This is a genomic window from Streptomyces sp. NPDC001406, from assembly GCF_042895285.1.
Lineage (GTDB): Bacteria > Actinomycetota > Actinomycetes > Streptomycetales > Streptomycetaceae > Streptomyces.
This window is the reverse complement of sequence record NZ_JBIAWG010000017.1, coordinates 105,652-124,998: the sequence shown is the minus strand read 5'-3', so window position 1 is coordinate 124,998 and position 19,347 is coordinate 105,652. Positions and strand designations below refer to the sequence as shown.

The 19,347-nt window shown below is 72.1% G+C and carries 16 protein-coding genes; 10 read left to right on the top strand and 6 right to left on the bottom strand.

The window, feature by feature from the left end:
* Positions 1-6: 6 nt before the first annotated feature.
* The 4 genes from ACFY1J_RS35360 to ACFY1J_RS35345 form a co-directional block, all read right to left on the bottom strand.
* Positions 7-537, bottom strand: a complete 531-nt coding sequence (locus ACFY1J_RS35360; protein WP_390732620.1) for a GNAT family N-acetyltransferase — start codon at positions 535-537, stop codon at positions 7-9.
* A gap of 39 nt (positions 538-576) precedes the next feature.
* Positions 577-975 carry a RidA family protein gene (locus ACFY1J_RS35355; protein WP_390732619.1) on the bottom strand — a complete coding sequence of 133 codons (399 nt, stop codon included), beginning with the start codon at positions 973-975 and terminating at the stop codon, positions 577-579.
* A gap of 86 nt (positions 976-1,061) precedes the next feature.
* Entirely contained in the window at positions 1,062-2,615 is a 1,554-nt protein-coding gene (locus ACFY1J_RS35350) for an alpha/beta hydrolase (protein WP_390707086.1), read from the bottom strand.
* Between the two features lie 135 nt (positions 2,616-2,750).
* Positions 2,751-3,824 carry an Rv2578c family radical SAM protein gene (locus tag ACFY1J_RS35345; protein ID WP_390707085.1) on the bottom strand — a complete coding sequence of 358 codons (1,074 nt, stop codon included), beginning with the start codon at positions 3,822-3,824 and terminating at the stop codon, positions 2,751-2,753.
* 168 nt (positions 3,825-3,992) lie between these two features.
* Here ACFY1J_RS35345 and ACFY1J_RS35340 point away from each other — a divergent pair, with 168 nt between their 5' ends.
* The 9 genes from ACFY1J_RS35340 (at position 3,993) to ACFY1J_RS35300 (ending at position 16,433) form a co-directional block, all read left to right on the top strand.
* On the top strand, positions 3,993-4,436 hold the full coding sequence (locus ACFY1J_RS35340) for an SRPBCC family protein (protein ID WP_390707084.1): 444 nt from the start codon (positions 3,993-3,995) through the stop codon (positions 4,434-4,436).
* A gap of 163 nt (positions 4,437-4,599) precedes the next feature.
* A complete protein-coding gene (locus ACFY1J_RS35335; RefSeq protein WP_390707083.1) occupies positions 4,600-6,987 on the top strand; it encodes an MFS transporter in 2,388 nt (795 codons plus the stop codon).
* A gap of 136 nt (positions 6,988-7,123) precedes the next feature.
* Entirely contained in the window at positions 7,124-9,634 is a 2,511-nt protein-coding gene (locus ACFY1J_RS35330) for a SpoIIE family protein phosphatase (protein ID WP_390707082.1), read from the top strand.
* Between the two features lie 135 nt (positions 9,635-9,769).
* A complete protein-coding gene (locus ACFY1J_RS35325; RefSeq protein WP_390707081.1) occupies positions 9,770-10,501 on the top strand; it encodes a class I SAM-dependent methyltransferase in 732 nt (243 codons plus the stop codon).
* A gap of 299 nt (positions 10,502-10,800) precedes the next feature.
* The gene (locus ACFY1J_RS35320) at positions 10,801-11,634 is read left to right on the top strand and encodes a M55 family metallopeptidase (RefSeq protein ID WP_390707080.1); all 834 of its coding nucleotides are present in this window, start codon (positions 10,801-10,803) and stop codon (positions 11,632-11,634) included.
* Entirely contained in the window at positions 11,627-12,931 is a 1,305-nt protein-coding gene (locus ACFY1J_RS35315) for a M20/M25/M40 family metallo-hydrolase (protein ID WP_390707079.1), read from the top strand. The genes ACFY1J_RS35320 and ACFY1J_RS35315 overlap by 8 nt, the downstream gene beginning before the upstream one ends.
* 17 nt (positions 12,932-12,948) lie before the next feature.
* A complete protein-coding gene (locus tag ACFY1J_RS35310) occupies positions 12,949-14,901 on the top strand; it encodes a prolyl oligopeptidase family serine peptidase (protein ID WP_390707593.1) in 1,953 nt (650 codons plus the stop codon).
* The gene (locus ACFY1J_RS35305; RefSeq protein WP_390707078.1) at positions 14,898-15,821 is read left to right on the top strand and encodes an LD-carboxypeptidase; all 924 of its coding nucleotides are present in this window, start codon (positions 14,898-14,900) and stop codon (positions 15,819-15,821) included. Before ACFY1J_RS35310 ends, ACFY1J_RS35305 begins: the two co-directional genes overlap by 4 nt.
* Before the next feature lie 60 nt (positions 15,822-15,881).
* Positions 15,882-16,433: a GNAT family N-acetyltransferase gene (locus tag ACFY1J_RS35300; protein ID WP_390707077.1), complete on the top strand. Its 552-nt coding sequence runs from the start codon at positions 15,882-15,884 to the stop codon at positions 16,431-16,433.
* On the opposite strand, the gene ACFY1J_RS35295 is transcribed toward ACFY1J_RS35300, so the two are convergent.
* Positions 16,405-16,752, bottom strand: a complete 348-nt coding sequence (locus ACFY1J_RS35295; RefSeq protein ID WP_390707076.1) for a DUF6204 family protein — start codon at positions 16,750-16,752, stop codon at positions 16,405-16,407. The genes ACFY1J_RS35300 and ACFY1J_RS35295 overlap by 29 nt on opposite strands.
* A 196-nt stretch (positions 16,753-16,948) precedes the next feature.
* Between ACFY1J_RS35295 and ACFY1J_RS35290 the strand changes: the two genes are divergently transcribed.
* Positions 16,949-18,910 carry a DUF5107 domain-containing protein gene (locus ACFY1J_RS35290; RefSeq protein ID WP_390707075.1) on the top strand — a complete coding sequence of 654 codons (1,962 nt, stop codon included), beginning with the start codon at positions 16,949-16,951 and terminating at the stop codon, positions 18,908-18,910.
* Between the two features lie 24 nt (positions 18,911-18,934).
* Here ACFY1J_RS35290 and ACFY1J_RS35285 read toward each other — a convergent pair whose 3' ends face one another.
* A complete protein-coding gene (locus ACFY1J_RS35285) occupies positions 18,935-19,282 on the bottom strand; it encodes a VOC family protein (protein WP_390707074.1) in 348 nt (115 codons plus the stop codon).
* Positions 19,283-19,347: the final 65 nt, after the last annotated feature.

The window sequence follows — 19,347 nt, the reverse complement described above, 5'->3', positions numbered from 1 at the left end:
CTGCGGTCAGCGGGGCAGCTCCGTCCCATACCGCACCTCGGGCACGGCGACGCCGTCCACCTCGAAGGGCTCCTCGGTGCCGTCGGCGCGGAATCCCGCTCGCTCGTAGAAGCGCCGGGCGCGCTTGTTCTCCTTGAGGACCCACAGATACATACGGGTGTGCACGGGCGCGCACCGCCGCACCGAGCTCTCCAGCAGCGCCCGTCCGACACCGCTCCCCAGGTGCGCGGAGTCGACGTAGATCGCGTACAACTCACCGTCCCCGGTACGCCTTTCACCGTCCCGGTACGGCCCGTACGCCGCCCAGCCGACGACCTCGCCGCCCCGCTCGGCGACCAGGTTCACCACCCCGTCCCCCGTGTGCCGGGAGAAGCGGGCGCGCCGCCGCTCGGCGTCCTCCGCCACGCTGAGCCCGTCGAGGTAGGACTGCGGCATGAGCCCTTGGTAGGCGCTCTGCCAGCCACGGATGCGTATCTCGGAGACGCGGTCGCAGTCGGCGAGGGTCATGACGCGGATGAGAGGAGGCGTGCCGTCCATGGCCGCACTCTAAGGAGCCGTTGGCGCGGTGGCCCGTGATTATTCGTCCACGATCGCGAACGCCTCGATCTCCATCAGGAACTGTGGCCCCACCAGCGCGGCCACCTGTACGGCCGACGCCGCCGGGAGTCGGTGGTCGGGTATGTGTGCGGCGCGAGCGGTGCGGATCGCCGGCATGTAGGCCATGTCCGTGACGAAGTAGGTGAGTTTGACGACGTTCTCGAAGGTCGCCCCGGCGGCGGCCAGGCAGCGGCTCAGGTTCTCGAACACCTGGTGTGCCTGGGCCACCGGATCGCCCTCGCCGACGAGCCCGCCCTCCTCGTCCAGGGCGAGCTGGCCGGAGACGGCGACGAAACGGCCGGTGCCCAGCACGACATGGCTGTACTGGGCCGCGGGCGCGACGCCTTCGGGGGCGGGAATCCTGGTCGGCTCACTCATGGATCCATGGTGGACCAGGGGTCTGACAACGCCCCCGGCGGGCCTTCCGTTCGAGTTGATCACCTGTGTTGCAACGGTCCCTGGAATCAGTGCCGGACGCCGAGCAGGCCGTGCAAGGTCGAGCCGCCGGAGGAGATGGAGGCCGTCTTGGTGGTCAGCGGCATCGGGTCCGGTGTCCTGCGGCACACCGCGTCGGCCTCGCCGGTGCCGCGTGGGACCTTGCCGTTGGTCAGATATGTGGCCAGGTGCTTGTCCAGGCAGTTGTTCCCGCTCAGGGTGACGCCGTGGTTCCCGCCGCCGTCCTCGACCACCAGACTTGAGCCGACCAGCAGACGGTGGGTCGTGACACCGCCCTCGTACGGGGTGGCCGCGTCGTTCGTCGCCTGGAAGAGCAGCGCCGGCGGGAGCTGGGCGTTGGCGATGTTCACCGGCTTCAACGAGGCGGTCGGCCAGAACGCGCACGGTGCGTTGTACCAGGCGTTGTTCCAGGTCATGAAGGGCGCCTTCGCGTACGCCGCCCAGCCGTCCCCGCGCCACCGGTCCCAGGTGCGCGGCCAGGAGGCGTCACGGCACTGGACCGCGGCGTAGACGCTGTAGTTGTTCTCGCCCACGGAGTCGACGGCGGCGAGCTTGCCGTACAACGCGACCAGCAGGTCCGGGTTCTTGTGGTTCACGTACGCCGCGAACGCGTCGGCCAGATAGGGCCAGTAGCCGTTGTAGTAGCCGCCGGGCATGAACGTGTCCTCCAGCTCGGAGGCCCCGACCTTGCCGCCGGCCGGCTTCTTGGCGAGCGCCGCCCGCATCGCGTACCACTTGGCCTCGACCTTCGCCGGATCGGTGCCGAGCCGGTACGTCGAGTCGTACTTGGCGATCCAGGCCATGAGAGCGCGGTGACGGTCGTTGAAGGCGTGGTCCTGGGCGAGGTTGTCGTCGTACCAGACGCCCTTCGGGTTCACGATCGAGTCCAGCACCAGGCGGCGCACCCGCTCCGGGAACAACTTGGCGTAGACGGCGCCGAGGTAGGTGCCGTACGAGTAGCCGAGGTAGTTGATCTTCTTTGCGCCGAGCGCCTGCCGGATCGAGTCCAGGTCCCGCGCGGAGCTGACGGTGTCGATGAAGGGCAGGACGCTCGCGTACTTCTTGGCGCAGGCGGCGGCGAACCCCGTCGCGCGCGTGAGGGCCGCCCGTTCGAGGGCGGCCGTGCCGGGGACGGAGTCCGGGCGCACCGGTTTGAAGTACCCCGGCTCGCAGTTCAGGGCGGGGGTGCTCGCTCCGACGCCGCGCGGGTCGAAGCCGATGACGTCGTACTGCGCGGCCACCGTCTTGGGCAGTGCGGACGCCACGAACCCGGCGAGCATCAGCCCGCTGGCCCCCGGGCCGCCGGGGTTGACCAGCAGCGGACCCTGGTAGGTCTTGGCGGTGTGCGGGATGCGCGAGACGGCGAGCGTGATCTGCCGTCCGGACGGGTGCGTGTGGTCGAGCGGCACCTTCACGGAGGCGCACTGGAGCGTCGGATAGTCGGCGGTGCCGCATTTCTTCCAGGTGAGTTTCGCGGCCGGGGCCGCCTGCGCGGGGACGGCCGTGAACGAACCGGCCAGCACGACCGCGGCAGCGCACAGCACGGCTGCGCGTGTTCCCATGGGTCCTCCCGGGACGCAGGGTGTGCGGACCGCGAGGGCCACGGTCCTCGCCGCATCGTCCCGGAGTGGGAGCCCGGAAGAACATGTTATGGCAATAATTGACCCAATTGGGTTGGATGTTGCCCTCGAACGCTCTCAGATCAGAGTGAGTTGGGTCGGTTCGGACATTCCGGCCCCGGGGGGTGTGGGTTGTGCGGGCTCCGCGGGTCCGGCCGGCTCGGGCGGGCGGATCCGGTGTGGCATCCCCGCGCGCGTGGGGCCGATGCCGTACTCCTGTGCCAGTTCATGGACCTGACGGGTGATCCGGCGCTGGTACCACTTCGGCGCGTAGGCGCCCTCCGCGTACAGCCGCTCGTAGCGGCGCACCAGGTGCGGATGGTGCGCCGACAGCCAGGACATGAACCACTCACGGGCCCCCGGCCGCAGATGCAGCACCAGCGGGGTCACGGAGGTGGCCCCGCCGGCCGCGATCGCCCGCACCGTGGCGCGCAGTTGGGCCGGGTCGTCGCTCAGGAACGGAACCACCGGCGCCATCAGCACACCGCAGCCGAGGCCGTGCTCGCCGAGCGTCCGCACGACCTCCAGACGCCGCTCGGGCGCGGGCGTGCCCGGTTCGACCGTGCGCCACAGGGCGGGGTCGGTGAAGCCGACGGAGACCGAGATGCCGACGTCCGTGACCTCGGCCGCCTGCTTCAGCAGGTCGAGGTCGCGCAGGATCAGGGTGCCCTTCGTCAGGATGGAGAAGGGGTTCGCGTGGTCGCGCAGGGCGGAGATGATGCCCGGCATCAGGCGGTAGCGGCCCTCCGCGCGCTGGTAGCAGTCGACGTTCGTGCCCATCGCGATGTGCTCGCCCTGCCAGCGGCGCGAGCCGAGCTGGCGGCGCAGCAGCTCCGGCGCGTTCACCTTGACCACGATCTGGGTGTCGAAGCCGATCCCGGTGTCGAGGTCCAGATAGCTGTGCGTCTTGCGCGCGAAGCAGTACACGCACGCGTGCGTGCAGCCCCGGTACGGATTGACCGTCCACTCGAACGGCATGCGCGAGGCGCCCGGCACCCGGTTGAGGATCGAGCGGGCCCGGATCTCATGGAAGGTGATCCCGCGGAACTCGGGCGTGTCGAAGGTGCGGGTGGTCACCGCGTCCGCGCCGAACAGCGCGGCGTCGGCGGCCCGGCCGTGTTCGGACTCCACTGTGAGGTTCTCCCAGCGCATGACACCTCCTCGGTAGTGCTGCGCACAGAATAGAACACCTGTTCGCATGATCGTGCAAGGGTGTTTTCCGATCGCTTCGGACAGCCGGAGGCACCCCGATTTGGGCGGCCGGGGACCGGGGTGGTTGGCTTTGCCCAACCCCGAGAACTCAGGTCCTGGAGGAAGTCAATGGCGCAGGTCGAGGCCACTACGGAGCGGGTCGTCGCGGCGAACGCGGAGAAGGTGTTCGACGCCCTCGCCGATTACAGCGGCACGCGCGAGCGGCTGCTGCCCGAGCACTTCAGCGAGTACGAGGTGCGCGAGGGCGGCGACGGCGAGGGCACCGTCGTCCACTGGAAGCTCCAGGCCACCAGCAAGCGCGTCCGCGACTGCCTCCTGGAGGTCAGCGAGCCGACCGACGGCGAGCTGGTCGAGAAGGACCGCAACTCCTCCATGGTCACCACCTGGCGCGTCACCCCCGCCGGTGAGGACAGGTGCAGGGTCGTCGTGACCAGCACCTGGAAGGGTGCCGGCGGCATCGGCGGCTTCTTCGAGCGGACGTTCGCGCCCAAGGGTCTCGGCCGGATCTACGACGCGGTCCTCGCCAAGCTCGCCACCGAGGTCGAGAAGTAGCCCAAAAGGCAGACAGGGAAGGCGGGTTGATCCCTCACCGGTTCGAGTGGATCTCCGATTCGCCGCCCTGAGTGGCCGTAACTCGTCGTGCTTGCTCGCAGTTGTCGATTTACGCGTGGATTTACGCGGAATTCGTGCGGCAGCGCGACGAGGGGAGCGGTACGTGGGCGGGACGCTGGTGCAGGACGAACCGGCCGTGGCACCTTCGGACGACCCCGTCCCGCTCCCCGGACCGGCGGCCAAACTCGGCCATCGCCGCGTCCGGTTGGTGTTCTGCGGGCTGATGCTCGCCCTTCTCCTGGCGGCGCTCGACCAGATGATCGTCGCCACCGCGCTGCCCAGGATCGTCGGTGAACTGCACGGCCTGGACCGGATGTCCTGGGCGATCACCGCGTATCTGCTCACCGCGACCGTGGGCCTGCCCGTCTACGGCAAGCTGGGCGACCTCCTCGGCCGCAAGGGCGTCTTCCAGTTCGCGATCGCCGTGTTCGTGATCGGCTCGGCGCTCGCCGGCCGGGCCCGGAGCATGGACCAGCTGATCGCCTTCCGCGCGGTCCAGGGCATCGGTGCGGGCGGCCTGCTGATCGGCGTGCAGGCGATCATCGCGGACATCGTGCCGCCCCGGCAGCGCGGCCGCTACATGGGCCTCATCGGCGCGGCCTTCGGCCTCGCCTCCGTCGCCGGCCCGCTGCTCGGCGGCTACTTCACCGACCATCTCTCCTGGCGCTGGTGCTTCTACGTCAACGTGCCCTTCGGCCTGCTCACCCTGGCCGTCGTCACCGTGGTGCTCAAGCTTCCCAAGCCGCAGGTCCGGGCGCGCCTCGACGTCGTCGGCGCGCTGCTGCTCGCCGCGGTCTCCACCTGCCTGGTCCTGCTGACCAGTTGGGGCGGCACCGAGTACGCCTGGGACTCGCGGCAGATCCTCGGCCTCGGCGCGGGCGCGCTGGCCGCCGCCGTCCTCTTCCTCGTGGCCGAGCTGCGCGCCGCCGAACCCCTCATCCCCCTCAGGCTGTTCAAGGACTCCGTCTTCAACGTCACCGGTCTGGCCGGCCTGGTGACCGGCGTCGCGCTGTTCGGGGCCGCCAGCTATCTGCCCACCTTCCTGCAGATGGTCGACGGCGCCTCGGCCACCGAGTCGGGCCTGCTGATGCTGCCCATGATGGCCGGTATCGTCGGCGCCTCGATCCTCGCCGGACAGCTCATCAGCCACACCGGCCGCTACAAGCTCTTCCCGGTCCTCGGCGGCCTGCTCTCGGTCGCCGGCATGTGGCTCCTGTCCCGGCTCGGCGTCGACACGCCCCGGCTGCACTACAGCATCTGGATGGCCGTCCTCGGCGCCGGCATCGGCATGGTGATGCCCGTGCTGGTCCTCGCCGTGCAGAACTCCGTGCGCCCCGCCGACCTCGGCACCGCCACCAGCGCCAACAACTACTTCCGGCAGATCGGCGGCAGCGTCGGCGCCGCCCTCTTCGGGACCCTCTTCGCCGACCGGCTCGCCGCCGCCCTGCACCGGCGTCTGCCCGCACACGCGGGCGCCCGGCTCCCCGACCCGGAGTCCCTCACCCCGCAGCTCGTGCACGCGCTGCCCCCGGAGCTGCGCGACGCCTACGTCCGCGCCTACGCCGACGCCATGCCCCGGATCTTCCTCTACCTCGTCCCGGTGCTCGGCCTCGGCCTGCTCATCGCCTTCTTCCTCAAGGAGAAACCGCTGGTGTCCCACAACGCCCCCGCCACCCACCAGCAGGCCGCACCGGTGAACGCCCCGATCCCGCAGGCACGTTCGCCCTACGCCGCCGGAGTCCCCGTCTGCGGCACGGTGCAGCACTCCGACGGGACCGTGGTGCCCCGGGCCGCGCTCACCCTCATCGACGTGGCGGGACAGCAGATCGGGCGCGGCGCGAGCGGGGAGGACGGACGGTATGCGCTGTCCACGCCCGGCTCGGGGGCGTACGTCCTGATCGCCGCGGCGGGCGGCCACCAGCCGCAGGCGGTGTCCGTGACCGTCGGCGAGCGGCCCGTCGAACTCGACGTCGTCCTCGGCGGCGCCGGACGCCTCGCGGGCACCGTGCTGACCGCGGACGGCACTCCGGTGCGGGACGCCGCCGTCACGCTCACCAACGTCCACGGCGAGGTCGTCGCGAGCACCCGCACCGGGCGCGAGGGCGGATACGTCATCGGCGAGCTGGTGGCCGGGGAGTACACCCTCGCCGCCAGCGCGCCCGCCTTCCGTCCCGCCGCGCTCCCCGTCAGCGTGCAGGCCTCCCGGGAGACCCGGCAGGACGTGGAGCTCGCGGGCGGTGCCCTGCTGCGCGGCACCGTGCGGGCCGGCGACGGACGGCCCGTCGAGGACGCGCGCGTGACCCTGCTGGACGCGGCCGGGAACGTCGTGGACACGCTCACCACCGGTGCCGACGGAACGTTCCGGTTCGTCGACCTCTCCTCCGGCGAATACACCGTCATCGCGGCCGGTTACCCGCCGGTTGCCACCGTGCTCCAGGTGGCCGGCGGTGGCCGCACGGAGCGAGATCTCCAGCTGGGACACGAGGACTGACGCACCATCGGGCGCGCCCCGGGCGATCAAGTGAAACCAATTCCAGGATTGCCACACATCGCGACGAGCCGTCCCCGTACGGTAGTGGCGGGCGGCACAGATCTATGCGGAGCCGTGGGGAGAGAGGGCCTTGGCCATGGACCGTGGCACCGAGAGGGACACACCTCCCAGCCGCGGAGCTGGGGACGGCGCGGCGGGCACCGTCGCGGCCGGGCGCATCCCGCTGGCCGTGGTCGTCGTCGACCGCGACGGGCTGGTCTCCCACTGGAGCAGCGGCGCCCGGCGGCTGTTCGGCGTGACCAGGGAGGACGCCGTGGGGCGTCCCGCCGGCGATCTCCTGCCGGTCTCCGGCGCACTGCCCGACGGCATTCAGGCCGAACCGCTGCTGGACTCCTCCGGACCCTACGAGGCCTACGACGGGTTGGGACCCGATCTGGAGGCCTCGCTCGGCGGCCGTACCGGCTACGCGACGGCGGGCCGGGCCCGGATCTCCCAGCGGGACGGCGAACGGTCCGCGCGGGACGACCCCGGTTCCGGGCACGACGACCGGCGGCTCGACGTGCTGTGGTGGGCCTACCCGCTGGTCGGGCCGGGGCCCGCACGGCTCCTGGTGCTCGCCGCCGACGCGGCGCGCCTGCGTGCCGAGCGCGGCTACGACGCGGAGACCGCCGAACGGATCTCACCCGGTTTCGCCCGTTACACCGAGCTCCCCGCGTTCGACGAACTCGCCCGGCGGCTGCCCGAGATCCTGCCCAACATGGGCCCCGGTCTGAGCGGCCGCATCGTCTCCCAGGTGCTCGAACTCGGCTACCCGGTCATGGAGTTCAGCCAGTGCGACCGGGTGCCGGTGACACCCGACTGGGGCGTGCCCCGACGCGCCGGACGCAGCCGTGCCGAGTCCGTGCCGCGCGAGGGGACGACGGTCGTCGTCCCGGCCGGCGCCGAGCACGAGCTGGAGTACGCCGCCGTGCGCGAGCGGCTGGAGTTCCTCAACGAGGTGAGCTCCGGCATCGGCTCCTCCCTCGACCTGGGCGAGACCATTCGCGAGGTCACCAGCGCCGCCGTGCCCCGCTTCGCCGACTTCGCCGGCACCCATCTGCGCTCGGCGGTCCTGGCGGGCGAGGGCTTCCCGGACGGCCCGCCCGACGTGACCACCGTGATGCACCGGGTCTGGGTCGAGCACAACGACGAGCCCGGCCGCTGGGACGACACCGTGCCGGTCGGCGAGACCTTCGCCTTCCCCGAGCACACCCCGTTCTACAAGTGCATGGTCACCGGCGAACCGGTCCTCATCGAGAGGGTCACCGAGGAGCTGGGCAACCGCATTTCCGGCGAGTTCGAGAAGCGCGACCTCAGGCCGCTGATCAACGGACGCTCCCTCCTGATCGTCCCGCTCAAGGCGCGCAACGTCGTCCTCGGCTTCATGGTGCTGATGCGCCGGCCCGACCGTGCGGCCTTCGACGACATGGACCGGACCACCGGCGCCGAACTCGCCGCCCGGGCAGGCCTCGTGCTCGACAACGCCCGCATGTACACGTACCAGGAGAACGTCGCCGACATCCTCCAGGACAGCATGCTGCCGCAGGTCACCCCGCGCATGGCCGGCTGCGACGTGGCCACCCGCTATCTGCCCGGCACCCGGCTCGGCAGGATCGGCGGCGACTGGTTCGACACCATCAAACTGCCCGCCTCGCGCACCGCTCTCGTGGTCGGTGACGTCATGGGGCACGGCCTCAACTCGGCCGCGATGATGGGCCAGTTGCGGACGGCCGTACAGACCATGGCCGCCATGGAGACCCCGCCCGCCCAACTGCTGCGCAATCTCGACGACCTGGCCCGACGGCTCGGCGAGAACTACCTCGCCACCTGTCTGTACGCCGTGTACGACCCGATCCGCGGTGAGCTGCAGCTCTCCAATGCCGGGCACATCCCGCCCGTCCTGGTACGCGCCGTGGACGGCAGCAGCGAACTGCTGGACCTGCCCACCGGCGCCCCCATAGGAGTGGGCGGCGTCCCCTTCGAGGCCGTCGTCGTGCCGGTCTCGCCCGGGGACCGGCTGGTGCTGTGCACCGACGGCCTGGTGGAGGTGCGCGGAGCCGACATCGGCGAGGGTCTCGCCGCTCTCTGCGAGTCGGCCGCACACCCTGCGGCCTCGATGGACGACGCCTGCGACACGATCATCCGGGCACTGAACACGCACGGCGGCCGCAAGGACGACGTCGCGTTGCTCATGGCCCGGCTCAACGGCATCCCGGCCGAAGACGTCGCCGAGTGGCACCTGTCCGGCGACCCGCGCGAGGTGGCACGTGCCCGGCGGCTGGTCCGCGCCCACCTGCTGGAGTGGGGCCTCGACGACGCGGTGGACACGGCGGAGTTGCTGGTCAGCGAGGTCGTCAGCAATGCCGTACGGCATGCGGGCGGTGCCCGGATCGGGCTGCGGCTGGTCCGCACCGACGCCTTGCTGTTCGAGGTCACGGACGACGAACCGGAGCTGCCCACCCTGCTCGGCACGGGCGTGTACGACGAGTCGGGCCGCGGTCTGCGCGTGGTCAGCCGCCTGGCCCGCGAGTGGGGCGCCAGTGCTGCCGGGCACCGCAAGACCGTGTGGTTCGAGCAGGCCCTGACACCGCCTCGGCGCAGGACCTGAGGGCGCGCGCCCAAACAGAGTGCGCCCCTGGGCGTGCGCGGGCCGGAAGTTCCGGTGGAGGTTGACGCTTCCCTCTTGCCGTGCGCCCGCTCGCCGCGATACTCCGATCACGGAACCGACCGGTGGGGAGCGGACATGAATATTTCGGCGGACTACCGCAATTCCTGGGAGAGTTACTGGCGGGAGACTTCCGACAGGCCGGGTGAGGCGATCTGGGACTCCGACCCCTCACTGACGGCGGTGCCGCACAGTGAACTGCTCCTGCAATATGCGGACGACGCGCGCGCCATCGTCGACCTCGGCTGCGGCAACGGCACCCAGACGCGGTATCTGGCCACCCGGTTCGCGAAGGCCGTCGGCGTCGATCTCTCGCACGCCGCCATCGACCACGCCCGGCGTGCGGCGGGCGACGAGACCGTCGAGTTCGAGCAACTCGACCTGACCGAGACCGAGGCGGTGCGCGCGCTGCACGCCCGTCTCGGCGACAGCAACGTGTACATGCGCGCCGTCATCCATCAGAGCGAGCCGTCGGCCCGGCCCCTGGTGGCCGACGCGGTCGCCGAGATCATCGGTGCCCGGGGGCGGGCGTTCGTCGTCGAACTCACGTCGGCCTCCCGGCAGGTGCTGCAGCGCGCGGCGGCCGATCCCGCGGGGCCGCCGCCCAAGCTGCGCCGGGTGTTCCAGCACGGGCTCAAGCCCGCCGACGCGTCGGACGAGGAGATTCCGAAGCTGCTGGGGGAAGCGGGACTCGACATCCTCGCGAGCGGCGAAACGGCCCTGCCCCAGACCGAGTACATGGCGGACGGCACCCGGATCGACCTGCCCGCACGCTGGTTCGTCCTGGCCGGCCGCGGCAGCGTGGCGTAGCGGCGCACGACCCTGTGGTGCGGGGCACTCCGCGACGGCGGTCCCGGGGGCGCCGCCGCGAACGTGCCTGGGGGTGTCGTTTGGATCAGGCCGGCCGTGACCAAGGGTGCGGTCTGGCCGACCCCGAGCGGGGTCATGGGGTGCCCCCTGGTCGAGCGAAGCCGAGAGCTTGGGGGAGTGCGTGCCAGGGCCCGCGACGCCGGGATGATCCAAACGACACCCGCTGGTCCCCGGCCCTGCCGTGGGAGCGGGTCCCGCCTGCTGGTCTGCCCCGCCCTTCGCGCGTAACGTGACGGAGCATGAAGATCCTCATCAGTGCGGACATGGAGGGCGCCACGGGTGTCACCTGGCCGGCGGACGTACTGCCGGGGACACCGCAGTGGGAGCGGTGCCGGGCGATGTTCACCTCGGACGTCGACGCCGCGGTGCGCGGGTTCTACGACGGCGGCGCGGACGAGGTGATCGTCAACGAGGCGCACTGGTCCATGCGCAACCTGCTCCTGGAGCGGCTGGACGAGCGGGTGCGGATGCTCACCGGGCGGCACAAGTCGCTGTCCATGGTGGAGGGCGTGCAGCACGGGGACGTGGACGGCATCGCGTTCGTCGGCTACCACGCGGGCGCCGGCACGGAGGGCGTCCTCGCGCACACCTACCTGGCGAACTCCATCACCGGGGTGTGGCTCAATGACGTACGGGCCAGTGAGGGGCTCCTGAACGCGCATGTCGTCGCCGAGTACGGGGTGCCCGTCGTGCTCGTCACCGGCGACGACGTGGCCTGCGAGGACGCGCTCGACTACGCCCCGGAGGCGCTCAAGGTCGCGGTCAAGGACCATGTGTCGCGGTATGCGGCCGTGTGCCGCACCCCGGCCAGGACCGCCGCCGACATCCGCGCCGCGGCCAAGGAGGCGGCCGCGCTGGCGGTGCGTCACGAGCCCGTGCGGGGCGGGCCGTTCACCATCGCCCTGGAATTCGACGCCGAGCACCTGGCACAGGCCGCGACCGTCGTACCGGGCGTCGCACGGGTCGGGGAGCGGAAAGTGGCGTACACCAGCGGCACCATGTACGAGGGGATCCGGACGTTCAAGGCGGTCACCACGATCGTCTCGGCCGCGGTGGAGGAGCAGTATGGCTGACGCGCAGGCGCTGGACGAGGTCGTCCGGTTCACCTCGGAACTGATCCGGATCGACACGACCAACCGGGGCGGCGGGGACTGCCGCGAGCGGCCGGCCGCCGAGTACGCCGCCGAGCAGCTGGCCGGGGCCGGGCTGGAGCCCTCGATGCTGGAGCGCACCGCCGGGCGGACCAACGTCGTCGCCCGGGTCGAGGGCACCGACCCGTCCGCCGACGCGCTGCTCGTGCACGGACACCTCGACGTGGTGCCCGCGCGGGCCGAGGAGTGGAGCGTGCACCCGTTCTCCGGGGAGATCCGCGACGGGGTCGTGTGGGGCCGGGGCGCGGTCGACATGAAGAACATGGACGCGATGATCCTCGCGGTCGTACGGGCCTGGGCCAGGGAAGGCGTACGGCCCCGGCGCGACATCGTGGTCGCGTTCACCGCCGACGAGGAGGCCAGCGCCGAGGACGGCTCCGGGTTCCTCGCCGACCGGCACGGCGCGCTGTTCGAGGGCTGTACGGAGGGCGTCAGCGAGTCGGGCGCGTACACCTTCCACGACGGGACCGGACGGCAGATCTACCCCATCGCCGCGGGCGAGCGCGGCACCGGCTGGCTGAAGCTCACCGCCCGCGGGCGGGCCGGGCACGGCTCCAAGGTCAACCGGGAGAACGCGGTGACCCGGCTCGCCGCCGCGATCACCCGGATCGGCGCGCACGAGTGGCCGCTCAGGCTCACCCCGACCGTGCGGGCCTCCCTCACCGAACTCGCGGCCCTGTACGGCATCGAGGCGGACCTGAGCGACGTGGACCGGCTCCTGGACAAGCTCGGCCCGGCCGCGAAGCTCGTCGAGGCCACCGTCCGCAACAGCGCCAACCCGACGATGCTGGAGGCCGGTTACAAGGTCAACGTCATCCCCGGGGAGGCGGTCGCGTATGTGGACGGGCGGTATCTGCCCGGCGGCGAGGACGAGTTCCATGCGACGCTCGACCGGCTGACCGGACCCGACGTGGAGTGGGAGTTCCACCACCGGGAGGTCGCCCTGCAGGCCCCGGTCGACTCGGCGACGTACGCGAAGATGCGTGCCGCCGTGCAGGAGTTCGCGCCCGAGGGGCACGTGGTGCCGTTCTGCATGTCGGGCGGCACGGACGCCAAGCAGTTCTCACGGCTGGGCATCACCGGGTACGGCTTCACACCGCTGAGGCTCCCCGAGGGCTTCGACTACCAGGCGATGTTCCACGGGGTCGACGAACGCGTCCCCGTCGAGGCGCTGCACTTCGGCGTCCGGGTCCTCGACCGCTTCCTGCGGACGGCCTAGAGGCGGTGGAAGACGACGTGCGGACCCTGGCGTACGGTTCCTGGCCCTCGCCCGTCGACGCGGCCCTGGCCGCCGCGCACGACGGATCCCCCGAGTGGGTCGACTTCGTCGGGGACGAGATGTGGTGGACCGAGCCGCGGCCCGAGGAGAACGGCCGCCGGACGCTGGTGCGCAGGCGGGCGGACGGCCGGGAGGAGTCCGTCCTGGCCGCTCCGTGGAACGTGCGCAGCCGGGTCGTCGAGTACGGCGGACGGCCGTGGGCCGGGGCAATGCGGGGCGAGGCGCCGTTCGTGGTGTTCACGCACTTCGCGGACCAGCGGCTGTACGCGTACGAGCCCGGCGGCGAGCCCCGCCCGCTGACCCCCGTCTCCTCGGTGGGCGGTGGACTGCGCTGGGCGGAGCCGCAGTTGGACCTGGGGCGCGGCGAAGTGTGGTGCGTGCTCGAGGAGTTCACGGGGGAGGGTCCCGGCGACGTGCGCCGGGTCCTGGCCGCGGTGCCGCTGGACGGATCGGCGGCCGCGGACCGGGGCGCCGTACGTGAACTCACCGAGGAGTGCCACCGGTTCGTCACCGGCCCCCGGATCTCGCCCGACGGGCGGCGCGCCGCATGGCTCGCGTGGGACCATCCGCGGATGCCGTGGGACGGCACGGAGCTGGTCCTGGCCGAGATCGGCGACGACGGCACGCTGCGCGGGGCGCGGACGGTGGCCGGGGGACCCGAGGAGGCCGTCGCCCAGGTCGAGTGGTCGGCGGACGGCCGTCTGCTCTACGCGAGCGACCGCGGCGGCTGGTGGAATCTCTACCGCGACGGCGAACCTCTGTGCCCGCGCGAGGAGGAGTTCGGCGGACCGCTGTGGAAGCTCGGCCACCGCTGGTTCGCCCCGCTGCGCAGCGGGCTGATCGCCGTCGTGCACGGCCGCGGCACCACCACCCTCGGGATACTGGACCCGGAGACCGGCGAGGTCGTCGACGCGGCCGGGCCGTGGACCGAGTTCGCGCCCACGCTCGCGGTGCACGGGGAGCGGGTGGTCGGCGTCGGCGCCAGCCCGCGCAGCGCCTACGAGGTCGTGGAGCTGGACATACGGACCGGCCGGGCCCGGGTGGCCGGTGCCCCGCACCAGGACCCGGTGGACCCCGCCTTCTACCCCGAACCGCAGATCCGCACCTTCACCGGACCCGAGGGACGCGAGGTGCACGCCCACATCTACCCGCCCCACCATCCCGGCTGCGTCGCACCAGCCGGGGAGCTCCCGCCGTACGTCGTCTGGGCGCACGGCGGACCCACCGGCCGGGCACCGCTGGTGCTCGACCTGGACATCGCCTACTTCACCTCGCGCGGCATCGGGGTCGCCGAGGTGAACTACGGCGGCTCGACCGGGTACGGCCGCGCGTACCGCGAGCGGCTGCGCGAGCAGTGGGGCGTCGTGGACGTGGAGGACTGCGCGGCGGTGGCGCTGGCCCTCGCCGACGAGGGCACCGCCGACCGGGCCCGGCTCGCGATCCGGGGCGGCAGCGCCGGCGGCTGGACCACCGCGGTCTCCCTGACCGCAACCGACGTCTACGCCTGCGGCACGATCCGCTATCCCGTGCTGGACCTCGCGTCCTGGGGCTCCGGGGAGACCCATGACTTCGAGTCCCGGTATCTGGAGAGCCTGGTCGGGCCGCTTGCCGAGGTCCCGGGCCGGTATGCGCAGCGCTCGCCCGTCGAGCACGCCGACCGGCTCACCGCGCCCTTCCTGCTGCTCCAGGGCCTGGACGACGTCATCTGCCCGCCCGCGCAGTGCGAGCGCTTCCTCGCCCGTGTCGAGGGGCGGCGGGTGCCGCACGCGTACATCGCCTTCGAGGGGGAGGGGCACGGGTTCCGGCGGGCCGACACCCTGGTGCGCGCGCTGGAGGCGGAGCTCTCCCTGTACGCTCAGGTGTTCGGGCTGAACCCGCCCGGAGTACCGAAGCTGGAGCTGGCCAAGTGAAACACCTCCGACGGCCGTCCCGGCTGGCCCCGGGCGCCCGCGTGGCCGTGGTCGCTCCCAGCGGACCGGTCGCCGAGGAGCGCCTGCAGGCCGGTCTCGACCTGCTGCGCGGGTGGGACCTGGAACCGGTTCTCGCCCCCCACGTCCTGGACGTGCACGCGGACCTCGGCCACCTGGCGGGCGCCGACGCCGACCGCGCCGCCGACCTGGAGCGCGCCTGGTGCGACCCGTCCGTGGACGCCGTGTTCTGCGCCCGCGGCGGCTACGGCGCACAGCGCATGGTCGACCTCCTCGACTGGGAGGCGATGCGCGCCGCCGGGCCCAAGGTGTTCGTGGGTTTCAGCGACATCACCGTCCTGCACCAGGCCTTCGCCACCCGGCTGGGCCTGGTCACCCTGCACGGCCCGGCGGCCGCCGGTGTCGACTTCATCAAGAACGAGCGGGCGCGCGAGCATCTGCGGGCCACGCTCTTCGCCCCGGAGACGGTCCGCACCCTCACCTCCCGCGGCACGGCCCTCGTACCGGGGCGGGCCCGGGGGGTCACGCTCGGCGGCTGTCTGAGCATGCTCGCCAGTGACCTCGGCACACCCCACGCACACCCGGGTGCCCGGGGCGGGCTGCTGATGATCGAGGACGTCGGCGAACAGCCGTATCGCATCGACCGGCTGCTGACCCAACTGCTGCGCACCGGCTGGCTGGACGGTGTCGCGGGGATCGGGCTCGGGTCCTGGAGCGGGTGCGGACCCTACGAGCGGGTGCGGGCCGTTCTTGCCGACCGGCTCGGCGGCCTCGGGGTGCCCGTGCTGGAGGAGTTCGGATTCGGCCACTGCGAAGGGGCGTCGACGATCCCGTTCGGGGCGGCGGCCGAACTCGACGCGGACGGGGGCACGTTGACGCTGGACGAGCCCGCCCTGCGCTGACCCTCACCCGGAAGGTCGCGTCCGGCGGCGGGGTCCTCGGCCAGGCCGTAGGGTGGCGAGATGCCGCACACCGCATCCCGCTATCTCGCCGAAGGCCCCCGCGTCGGCATACGCCACTTCACCTACGACGACGGTCCGGAGTTCGCGGCCCGGGCCCGGGAGAGCAAGGACCTGCACCACCCGTGGCTGTTCCCGCCGGCCACGCAGGAGGCGTACGCCGCCTACGCGGGGCGGCTGATCGAGGACCCGACCAAGGCCGGCTTCCTGGTCTGCGAGAAGGACAGCGGGGCCATCGCCGGGTTCATCAACATCAACAACATCGTCGGGGGCGGCTTCCAGTGCGGGGCCCTCGGCTACGGCGCCTTCACGCACGCGGCCGGGCGCGGGCTGATGCGCGAGGGCCTGAACCTGGTGATCGGCCATGCCTTCGGACCGATGCGGCTGCACCGGCTGGAGATCAACGCACAGCCCGGCAATGCCGCCTCCATCGCCCTCGCCCGCGGCGCCGGCTTCCGGCACGAGGGCTTCTCGCCGGACATGATCTACATCGACGGCGCCTGGCGGGACCACGAGCGGTGGGCGATCACCGCCGAGATGCGGGCTTCCGGTTGATCTTCATGGTGTCGAGGTCGGTGACCGTCGACTTCAGACCCGTGTAGCCGTGGCCGAGGCCACGCAGCGTGGCCTCGGCGCGGTCCTCGGCGATCGCCCCCGCCATCTCCTCGCCGTCGGCCGCGTCCGACACCACCACGTACCGCATCGAGAAGTGCTTCAGCGGCGACGCCTCGTACGACAGCGTGCCCTCCTCGGTGAACCGCATGCTGGTCAGCCCGTGCTCGGCCGCCTCGGCCAGCAGCCGCTCCCGGCTCTCGTCGCTCAGCCCGTCCCAGGTGCCCCGCACGATGACCCGGTAGGTGTGCTGCTCGCTCATTGCGCCGTTCCGTCCCTTGCCGATACCGGTGGACGACCGACTGTACGTCGGCGGGACGAACCCGCACACGGAATTTCACGGCGCCCGACGCCCCCTGCGACCCGGGCTCGTGGCGGCCTTCGACCTGGCCTCGTGGCGGCCTTTGCGGAATCCTGACCGGTACGTCCCCTGGCCGGTTCTGCGGGCGGCGGGTTCCATGGTGATCGTGACGACGATCCGACGTGACGTACTGACGCTGCCCGCCGCGGAGTTGGGGACGGACAACCCGCTGCCCCCGTTGCGGCCGCTCGACGAGGTCCATCGCATCGAGGACCGCGACCGGGGGGACCTGCCGCGGGACATGGCCCGGCAGCTCGGTTACGAGCCGTTGCGCAGTCTGCTGCCCGTGCGCGTCCGGGACGGGTACGGCAGAGTGCGCGAGCCCCGTGCCGTCGACGCGCTCGTGATCGAGAACGACCGGCTGCGCGCCACGGTCCTGCCCGGCCTCGGCGGCCGCGTCGTGTCCCTGGTCGAGCTGCCGTCCGGCCGTGAACTCCTCTACCGCAACCCGGTGTTCCAGCCCGCCAACTTCGCCCTCAACGGCGCCTGGTACTCCGGCGGCATCGAGTGGAACACCGGCGCCACCGGCCACACCACCCTCTCCTGCGCACCCCTGCACGCCGCCCGCGTCCCCGCCCCCGACGGCGGGGAGATGCTGCGCCTGTGGGAGTGGGAGCGACTGCGCGACCTGCCCTTCCAGGTCGACCTGTGGCTGCCCGACGGCTCCGACTTCCTGTACGTCGGCGTCCGGATCCGCAACCCCCACGAGCGGCCCGTGCCCGCCTACTGGTGGTCCAACATCGCCGTGCCCGAGGAGCGTCGGGTGCTCGCCCCGGCCGAGGAGGCTTGGCATTTCGGCTATGAGCGGCGGCTCCACCGGGTGCCCGTCCCGTCGTACGACGGCATCGACCGCACGTACCCGCTCAACAGTCCTTACGCCGCAGACTACTTCTACGAGGTGCCGGACGGGCGGCGGCGCTGGATCGCCGCGCTCGACGCGGACGGGCACGGGCTGGTGCAGACCTCGACCGACGTGCTGCGCGGCCGCAAGCTGTTCGTGTGGGGCTCGGGGCCCGGCGGCCGGCGCTGGCAGGAGTGGCTCACCGAACCCGGTACCGGCGGCTACTGCGAGATCCAGGCCGGGCTCGCCCGCACCCAGCTGGAGCATGTGCGGCTGGAGGCGGAGAGCGAGGTGTCCTGGCTGGAGGCGTACGGGCCGTTCGACGCACCGCCGCCGGGGGAGTGGCCCTCGGTGCTGCGCACGGCGGAGGCTCGGCTGGAGGCGGCCCTGCCGCGGGCGGACGTGGATGCCGCATACGCGGCCTGGAAGCCGTGCGCCGACACCGAACCGGGCGAGCGGCTCGCCACCGGCTCCGGCTGGGGCGCGCTCGAGGTGCTGCGCGGCGATCTGAAGCTGCCCGGCACTCCGTTCGACGAGGCCACGCTGGGCGATGCCCAGACGCCCTGGCTGGAGCTGCTGCGCTCCGGGTCCCTGCCCGAACCGCGCAGGGTGCGGCCGCCCGGCCAGACACTCGTCGCCCCGCACTGGCGGGACATGCTGGAGACCGCGCCCGCCACCCCGCTCACCGAGTACCACCTCGGTGTCGCCCAGTGGCACTCCGGCGACCGGGCGCAGGCGGTGCGCAGCTGGGAGCGTGCCCTGCCGCTCGCGCCCTCGCTGTGGCCGCTGCTGCGCTGTCTGGCCGTGGCCGACCAGGATTCCGGCCACCATGAGCGGGCCGCCGACCGGTACGCCGAGGCATTCGACGACCTGTGCCAGGAGCGGCGCGACGACGGCGATCTGTGGACGGCCGCCACCGCCGCGCTCGGCCGCGAGACCCTGCACGCACTGCTCAGGGTCCGGCGAGCGGCCGAGGCGCGTGCCGTGTGGGAGCGGCTGCTCCCGGCCGTCCGTGAGCGGGGCCGGTTCCGGCTCCTGGAGGCCGAGCTGCTGCTCGTGGAGGGCCGGCGCGAGGAGGCCAGAGCCGTCTTCGAGGACGGCTTCGAGGTGGCCGACCTGCGGGAGGGGGACGAGACGATCGGCCGGCTGTGGGCCCGCCTCGGCGACGATCCGCTGCCCGGCCGCCACGACTTCCGTATGCGCCCTGACACGCCCTGACCCGGCCGGTGGCGCCGGTGGGGATCAGCCCCCGTGCTCCACGTACTCGAAGATCGCCCCGTCGGGATGCATCGCGATCAGATTGCGGCCCGCCGGCGTCGCGACCGGCCCCGCGACGATACGGGCGCCCAGCTCGGTCAGTGTCCGATGGGCGTCCTCGACGTCCTTGACGGCTATCGTCGCCGCCACCTTGCGCAGCACGTCCAGCTCGGCCTCGGGGCCGCTCATCAGCAAAAAGGAACCGACCGCGGCGACCTGGACGCCACCGCGCCCGAACCGGAGAGCTCTGCTGCCCGCGAGGCGTTCGTAGAAGGGGACCGCGGCTTCGAGGTCGTCGACGCAGATGCGCAGCGAGGCGCCCAGAATCTCCATGCGCACGAGCCTAGTTCCGGCGGCCCGGGGAGGAGATCGCTTCGGCGGATCGACCGCGCGACTAC